The 7,386-nt window shown below is 61.7% G+C and carries 8 protein-coding genes; 3 read left to right on the top strand and 5 right to left on the bottom strand.

Features of this window, described 5'->3' with window-relative positions; all coding sequences use genetic code 11:
• Positions 1 to 180 precede the first annotated feature (180 nt).
• Positions 181 to 450 (top strand): hypothetical protein, encoded by a 270-nt coding sequence (locus VIM95_RS22095; protein ID WP_331990075.1) that lies wholly within the window; start codon positions 181 to 183, stop codon positions 448 to 450.
• Between the two features lie 269 nt (positions 451 to 719).
• On the opposite strand, the gene VIM95_RS22090 is transcribed toward VIM95_RS22095, so the two are convergent.
• Positions 720 to 1,220: a CC0125/CC1285 family lipoprotein gene (locus VIM95_RS22090; RefSeq protein ID WP_331990073.1), complete on the bottom strand. Its 501-nt coding sequence runs from the start codon at positions 1,218 to 1,220 to the stop codon at positions 720 to 722.
• A 379-nt stretch (positions 1,221 to 1,599) separates the two neighbouring features.
• The gene (locus tag VIM95_RS22085; protein ID WP_331990071.1) at positions 1,600 to 2,070 is read right to left on the bottom strand and encodes a hypothetical protein; all 471 of its coding nucleotides are present in this window, start codon (positions 2,068 to 2,070) and stop codon (positions 1,600 to 1,602) included.
• Positions 2,071 to 2,268: 198 nt separating this feature from the next.
• On the opposite strand from VIM95_RS22085, the gene VIM95_RS22080 reads away from it, so the two are divergent.
• Positions 2,269 to 3,207: a bifunctional helix-turn-helix transcriptional regulator/GNAT family N-acetyltransferase gene (locus tag VIM95_RS22080; RefSeq protein WP_331990069.1), complete on the top strand. Its 939-nt coding sequence runs from the start codon at positions 2,269 to 2,271 to the stop codon at positions 3,205 to 3,207.
• A 131-nt stretch (positions 3,208 to 3,338) separates the two neighbouring features.
• Here the strand turns inward: VIM95_RS22080 and VIM95_RS22075 are convergent, their stop codons facing one another.
• Positions 3,339 to 4,703 (bottom strand): FAD/NAD(P)-binding protein, encoded by a 1,365-nt coding sequence (locus tag VIM95_RS22075; protein WP_331990068.1) that lies wholly within the window; start codon positions 4,701 to 4,703, stop codon positions 3,339 to 3,341.
• Between the two features lie 36 nt (positions 4,704 to 4,739).
• Between VIM95_RS22075 and cysC the strand changes: the two genes are divergently transcribed.
• Entirely contained in the window at positions 4,740 to 5,333 is a 594-nt protein-coding gene (gene cysC / locus VIM95_RS22070) for an adenylyl-sulfate kinase (RefSeq protein WP_331990066.1), read from the top strand.
• On the opposite strand, the gene VIM95_RS22065 is transcribed toward cysC, so the two are convergent.
• Together VIM95_RS22065 and VIM95_RS22060 are read right to left on the bottom strand one after the other, a co-directional pair.
• Positions 5,330 to 6,157, bottom strand: coding sequence for an arginase family protein (locus tag VIM95_RS22065; RefSeq protein WP_331990064.1), 828 nt, complete (start codon positions 6,155 to 6,157; stop codon positions 5,330 to 5,332). The two genes, cysC and VIM95_RS22065, sit on opposite strands and share 4 nt — an antisense overlap.
• Positions 6,148 to 7,383 carry a hypothetical protein gene (locus VIM95_RS22060; protein WP_331990062.1) on the bottom strand — a complete coding sequence of 412 codons (1,236 nt, stop codon included), beginning with the start codon at positions 7,381 to 7,383 and terminating at the stop codon, positions 6,148 to 6,150. Before VIM95_RS22060 ends, VIM95_RS22065 begins: the two co-directional genes overlap by 10 nt.
• Between the last annotated feature and the right edge of the window lie 3 nt (positions 7,384 to 7,386).

Genomic DNA, 7,386 nt, shown 5'->3' with positions numbered 1-7,386 from the left:
GTGATGCGCAAGCTGGCCCACCTGATCTATGGGGTGATCACGTCCGGCAAGCCGTTTGATGCAAATCACGGACAACCTGGGCTTGCTATTCAAGACGGTATCTGACCCCAACTTCTGACCCCAACTTTCCAACTTTCATGCCGATACATGCGTTACTTCCAAAGTTAGGCCTCTCCTCACATGGCGCTCCATTACTTCATCTTTGATTACATGACAGGCACGCCTGTTGAAATATTTCGCTCCTCATTGTCTGGTAACAGCTTCTTCCATGGGGTACTAGAACGGGCAAAGCGAGATGGCAGTTGGTCCGCAGAAGAACATGAAATTCGGCCTCTTTTGGACCGTTGGCTTAAAGGCGACTTTGATCCCGAAGAAGATGAAGTGCCTGAACAAGAAGCCGAAACGTATCTAAAGCAGTGGCGTACTGAAATGTGGCCTGGACGCCCGTAAACATCGGTGATCTTTGGATTAATGAAACAAGGTTTTGGCGTTAAAAGCTGTATGGCGAAAATTACCTAATACTTCATTCAGCCCGGACGGGCCAACTCTCGCCGGTTAATTTCAATGTTAGTCACCTATATATGTTTTCAGTTCGCGCCTGGAATTGGGGCCAAGTCTTGCAATCACACATGAAATTGTTAGATTGCAAGACCTGACCATAAATCTCAAATCTCATTAATGCCCAAAAAAACCAAGTCAGAGTGTTACTTAGAATAAATTTATTTCTGCCCACAACTGGCGCCATATTTTTGGCCTAAACTACTGCAGATGAATGATGCGTCATATGCAAGTGCTTGTGTATCGGGCTTCCCCTTGAAGCATAGGATGGTGTTTGAGGCACTGGGGGTGGCGATTAGAAAGGTCTGCCCGCCGTAAGTCGTTGTTTGCGAGGACCCATATGCGGTATTGCCGAATGCCGTCGCATTGGCTGTAGTATACGATTGCGTAGGTGTTGTAACCGCTGCTACGTTGTTCCGTGATTGCGTATTCACCACGACAAAGTGTGTAAAGCCATGCTTTAACGTCAATTCTGCACTACGCAGCAAAGCCATTTCTTCGACTGCTTCTGGCTTGGTGAAGCCGTTTCCTTGAAACGTCACTTTGAATAGGTTGGTATCGAGTTGTGTTTCGCTAAAGCCACCTGTTAGGCTGTTGGCTTGGTATGCAGTTGAACATCCTGTCAAGGAAATCAATAAAAGACCAATATTCAGAAATTTCATCGCTGCCTCCGTCGAGAAATGCTAATCATTCGGGTGGTTAAGAAGATCTAAAACTTGGTGAGAAGTTGCTGCATGTCAATCACTGAAATTCAAAGGGCTAGGGCTGCAATAGGTTTTTCTGTATAGAAAGTTATCTGCTATTTCAATCCTAATCTAAGCCTAGTTTCTCGTGCTGAGATTACGGTTGGCTGATGATTTATGTCGGATATGCATTAACATTGCCTTTATCCTAAGAAATACTGCCAACACTTGCAAACTAACACTTCGTTTTCAGACACTTTTACAACTCTCAAGCACAAAAAGTGATACCCGCTCCGCCCTTCTAGCTGACCACGGGCCAGGTCACAAATCCGGCGCCACTCTCAATCCGAGGCAATCTTTATCGGTGGCCTAACGCCCAGCTGTTGTTACGGTTGTGCAGGTAGATGTAGATGTTGTCGCTCTTGTCTTGCGCGACGCCGGCCACGCCCCAGGGGAACTTGGCGTAGCTGCTGGAAATGTCGCCTAACTGCTGTTTGAGCCAGCGCTCGTGCAGGCGCCGGGTAGGCTCCAGGGCCTGATAGAAGTCGGCTTCTGTCTGCGCACGCAGGGCCGGGGTGGAGAGGGCGAGGCTGGCGCTGACCAGGATGTTGCGCTCGAAGCGCAGGCCCAGCTCGAAGGTCGTGCCTTCTGCCTGCAGGGTGGCGTGGGCGAAGCGGCAGGGGACGTTTTGGCCGTAGACCGAGACCAAGCGTTCCTCGCTTATGGCGAAGCTGCTGCCGAGACTGGCGATGGTGGTGAGTGGGGTGATCTCCAAGCCGCCAAACAGGATGTGGCCGCTTGCTGGATTGATGCTGATCTCTGTGGGCATGTGTGACCTGATGTGCTGTCTGCCTGACCTGATGTTCTGCCTGCGGCTAGGAGGCTACCCTTGGGCTGGGTGCAAGGCCTGGAGGCGATTGTAGCGCTGGGGGTGGCTGGTCGCGACGCGGTCGGTGCTTGGCAATATGTTGACTGAGTCAACAAACTGCGCGACAGTTTGGGCAACCTTTGTTTGCCGAGGCTTGCCATGTCTGCCCCTGACTTTGACGACCGCGTTGCTGCGATACGCGCCTTTAACCGCTTTTTTACCCGCCAGATTGGTGTGCTGCGCGAGGGGTTGCTGCACAGCGAATTCACGCTGACCGAGATGCGGGTGCTGTATGAGCTGGCGCACCATGGCGACCAGGCTTCTGCGGTGCTGTGCCGTGATTTGGGGCTGGATAGGGGCTACCTAAGCCGCATCGTGGCTAAGTTTGAAAACGCGGGGATGGTGAGCAAGGCGCCCTCGGCCACCGACGGGCGCAGCAAGGTGCTGCACCTGACCGAGCATGGCCGGGTGGTGTTTGCGCCTTTTGACAGGCGGTCACGCGAGGAGGTGGGGGATATGCTGGCGCGCCTCTCTGACCCGGACCAGTTGCGGCTGTTGGACGCGATGCAGACCATACAGGGGCTGCTGGACCAGCAGGTGGGGATGAAGTACGCCCAGCCCTTTGTGCTGCGCGCGCATAGGGCGGGGGATATGGCGTGGATTACCCGCCGGCATGGCGAGATCTATACCCGGCTGCAGGGTTGGGACAGCAGCTTTGAGGCGTTGGTGGCGCAGATTTGCGCGGACTTTGAGCGCGACTTTGACCCGGCGCTGGAGCAGTGCTGGATAGCGGAGATGGCGGGCAGGCCGGTGGGGTCTGTTGCCGTGGCGCGCAGTGGTGAGGCGGGTGTGGCCAAGCTGCGGCTCTTGCTGGTGGAGGAGGAAGCGCGTGGCTATGGGCTAGGGTCGCGCCTTGTTGATGAGTGCCATGCCTTTGCCCGCGCGGCGGGCTACCACACCATGCGGCTGTGGACGACGGACCAGCAGAAGGAGGCGCGGCATATCTACCAGAGCAAGGGCTACCGGCTGGTGGGGGAGGAGCCGGTGCATGCCTTTGGCCAGGACATGGTCAATGAGACCTGGGAGCTGGTGCTGTAGGGAAATGTGGGCGTGATGCACGGGCTGGCCCGCCTGCTGTGTGCGGGTGATCTGGTTCGGGCGGCGGTTTGGTACCCGTCGCCGACCAATGGGCTTTGCCAGCCAGGACGCTAGCCGGCCAATTAGGTCTCTTACGCCAGGCAGGCGCTTGCCACTTGGGCGGCGAAGCAGCGTAGCTCGGGGACGGCGGTTGCTTCCCAGTAGTTCGCCTTCAGCCAGGGGCCGAGGTAGTACAGGTCGGGTGCGGCCCGGCCTTGGTCATTGAGCACGGCGCAATGGGGGCCGGTGTCGATGCCCAGCCCCAGTGCATCGGTGCGCAGCATGCCGTCGGCCAGCAATTGCGCGACCAGTGGATTGCCAGTGTGGCGCGGGCTGCGGCAGGGGCCGGTGCAGTTGATGACGCGCGTGGCGCGCAGCTCGGTGCATTGGGCTTGCCCCCGCGGCCGGAGGCGGACATGGACCGCCTCGCTGTCTTCGCGGTAGCCGGTAATGCGTGCTGCGAGTATCTGCAAGGTGCCCTGCGCCATTGCGGTTGCGATCTGCTGCTGGGTGGTGGGGGCCAGTTGATGGCGGTGGGTATCCCAATACGGTTGTACGTGACGCAGGAAGCACCGCCGTTGCGCGGGTGACCAGGCTTGCCAGATGGCGGCGGTGCGGGGGCGCAGGGCGGCCAGGGCGTCGTGCCAGCCCAGACCCTGGGCTGCCAGTGCGTGCAATTGGCTGCGGAAGGCCCGCAGGCTGGCGAGCACCGGGGTAGCTTCGGCAGGACCGGACGGCGCGCCGGGCGGCAGGGGGGCGGATGGGGCATAGGCCTGCGGTAGCAAGCCGTGGCGCGAGACGGCGATGATGGGGCGGTTGGGATGTTGCCGCAGCAGGCTGTGGGCGACGTCCATGGCGGTGAGGCCGCTACCCAGCAAGAGCACGGGTGCCGCTGGGGCGAGGGTGCCGAGCTGCTGCACGTCCCAGGGATCACGCTGGTAGCGTGGGCTGGCGTAGAAGGACATGTCGTCCACCGCTGGGTCGCTGGACGGGAAGTGGCCGAGGGCCAGGACGACCTTGTCGGCATGCAGGGTGCGGCCGTCCTCCAGTTGTGCCTGTAGCCCGCCTCCGGCCTGTGCTTGCAGGCGGGTTACCACGCCGCCCACGTAGTTCAGCGAGGCATGTGCCGGTGCTGTTTGCCGTGCTAGTTCCAGCAGCCATTCGAGGTAGTTGCCGTAGACGCTGCGCGGTACGAAGGCGTTGGCGTCGATGCAGCTGTCGCGCGCCCGGGCGTAGCGCAGGAAGTGCGTGGGATCGTCCGGCAGGGCACTCATCTTTCCGGCCGGTACGTTGAGGGTGTGCTGCGGGCTTTGCGTGCCGTAGGCGAGGCCGCGCGCCATGCGCCCGCTGCGGTTCAGCAGCAGGATGCGCAAGGGCTGCGTGCCGCTGCGCCGCAATAGCTGCACGGCGCAGGCGACGCCGGAGAAGCCGGCGCCGATGATCAGTACCGTACGCACGCTGCACCTGCCTTACCCAGCGTATATAGTGGTTCCATGGATTCTGCCAACCTCAAGCTCCGCCGCCGTGAGGAACTGAACGGGCACCGTGGCATGGTCGTATGGTTTACCGGGCTGTCTGGCGCCGGCAAGACGACGTTGGCGCGCGCGCTCGCGGAGCGGCTGGAACGGGCGGCCTGCCATTGCGTGGTGATGGATGGGGATGATCTGCGCCGGGGGTTGTGCTCGGATCTGGGCTTTTCGCCGCAGGAGCGGGCCGAGAACATCCGCCGCGCGGGCGAGATGGCCAGGATGTTTGCCGAGGCGGGGATGATTGTGCTGGCGGCGCTCATATCACCTTACCGTGCCGACCGCGCCAGGGCTCGCGCCCTGATGCCGGCCGGCGATTTCATCGAAGTCCACTGCCATTGCCCGCTCGAAGTGTGCGAGCAGCGCGACGTGAAGGGCTTGTACCGGCGCGCGCGTGCTGGCGAGATCAGTGAGTTCACCGGTATCTCTTCGCCCTACGAGGCACCAGAGGCGCCCGAGCTGAGGCTCGACACGGCCAAGCTGGACCTGGCTGCCTGCACCGAGCGGGTGCTGGCGGTGCTGCATGAGCATGCCGTCTTCAGCCGGGGGCGGCGACCTTAGCCGGGTAGCAGTACCTGCAGCAGGTTCAGGCAGGCGCGCGCGGCCTGGTCGTCTTTGTCTTGATCGGCGTGCCATGCCGATACCGATACCGCTACCAGGGGATAGTTGCGCAGCTGGGTGAACAGGGTGGCCATGTCGGCCAGGCTGGGCCCGTGTGGTACGTGGTATTTCAGTGCGGGCATCTCTTGCCGGGCATCCAGTACGTCGGTATCGAAATGCACATACAGGCTCTCGTGCGGCGAGAGGTGGGTCAGCACTTCGTCCAGATCGCAGCGGACGATGGCGGATTGGGCCAGGGCTTCGTCTTCGCCGGGGTCGAGGTCGCGTGCGTCGGACAGGACCAGCTGTGCTTCCGGGTAGGGGCGCACCCCTACGGTGGCGCGCAGGGCGTGGATATCGTCACGTGCATGCCGGCGGCGGTCTGAGCGACCAACCAGCATGGCCAGTGGCATGCCGCCCAGGTATTGGGTCTGGGTGGTTCCCCAGGTGTGGAAGTCGCCATGCGCATCGAGCCAGAGGATGCGCTGCGGCTGGCGCCCCGCCTGCTGCAGCCCGGCCAGGACGCCCAGGGTCGATACGCAATCGCCGGCGATGCTCAATGGCCGCTGGCCGGCCGCGGCGGCATCGCACACGCGCTCTGCCAGGCGTGCATAGATGCGGCCCATGCTACGCATCTGCTCGCTTTTGTCGGTGATGCGCTCGGCCGTGGCGTCGTCCAGCGCGACCAACTCCCAGGCGTGCTGGTCCAGTTGCGCGACGCGCGCCAGGCCGTTGCGGCGCTGGCCCATGAGGTATGGCGACAGCAGGCGACGGGTCATTGCCATGTTGCCGGCTCCATCGTGTAACCCAGCGCCTGCATCATGCTTGCCACCGGTGGGCGCTGCGCCATGGCCAGCAAGGTTTCGTTGCGCTTGCGCCAGCGCCCGCGGCCTGGCGCTTCTGTGGCCATGGTCACGGGCAGCTCGGGTGCGTGTGGCATGGGGGGCAGGCCCAGCCAGGCGCAGGCACGGGCCAGTACGGTGGCTGGTGCGTCGAGGAAGTCTTCGAAGGCGAGGCGATGTGCGGTAACGCCGCTATCGAGGATGCTGCGGTGGCAGGATAGCCACTGGTTGAGGCAGACCTCTTCCAGGCTGGATGCGGTGAAATCGCGCCAGTTTGGCGGCAGGTCGAACTTCCACCAGCGCTGGCCGAAGGGGCGCTGGTCTGAGTAGCCGCGGATCGCCAGCGGCACGCCGGCGCGTTCCATGTCGTGCGCGAAGAAGCCGGTTGGCGACAGCCAGCCGTCCATGAGGCCATTTACACATTGGGCAAAGCCGCGCACCAGGTGGAGGTAGCGGATTTCGGCTTGCGGGAACAACCGCTCGTAGAGCCCGATGCGGTAGGCGTCTGACGGTGTCTTGAACAGCAGGACCTTGCTGCGGAGGTCGTCGGCGGTAAAGCTGCGGCGCTGCAGCTTGGGCAGGACGAAGGGCGGTTCTTCGAGCTTGGCTTCTGTGCCGAAGGGGATGCCTTCGGCGGCGCCGTCCTTGCCGTCGTAATAGCCGATGCGCCAGCGCTCGTTCCGGAAGACTGTGCCCAGCACGGCCTGTTCCAGTGCCTTGCCGTCTGCGCCGGCAGGTTGGGCGAACGATTCGTCCAAGGCATGCACAAGACGGGTGTGTTGGTGCGGCTGTGTGAACAGGGCGGGAAACTGCAGCAGCAGGCGCTGGTGCCAGCGCTTCTTCAGCTCTGGCAGCGGCGGCAGGTGCTGCGTTGCGATGGTGAGGTCGTCGAAGATATTGTCCGCCAATGCGTCGGCGTTCTCTGGGTGGATGAAGGCATCGCTGCGGCAGGCGCTGTTGCTGGCGAAGCCGTTGCCGGTCAGGGCCAGGTAGGGTTCCGCCTCGCCGTCGAGCGCGGCGATGTCGGGGTGCTGGGCCAGTGCCGCCTTGAACAGTGTGGAACCAGAGCGGGAGCTGGTCAGTATCACCGCTACCCGCTGTACCTGCTCCCGCCAAGGTGCACGCGGCACGTTGCGCAGCGTATTGATGGCGTGGAGCAGGTCGTCCATTGT

Origin of the sequence: Chitinimonas sp. (genome assembly GCF_036568685.1) — a bacterium.
In the GTDB taxonomy this organism is placed as follows: Bacteria; Pseudomonadota; Gammaproteobacteria; order Burkholderiales; family Chitinimonadaceae; genus Chitinimonas.
This window is presented reverse-complemented; position numbering and strand designations above follow the sequence as displayed.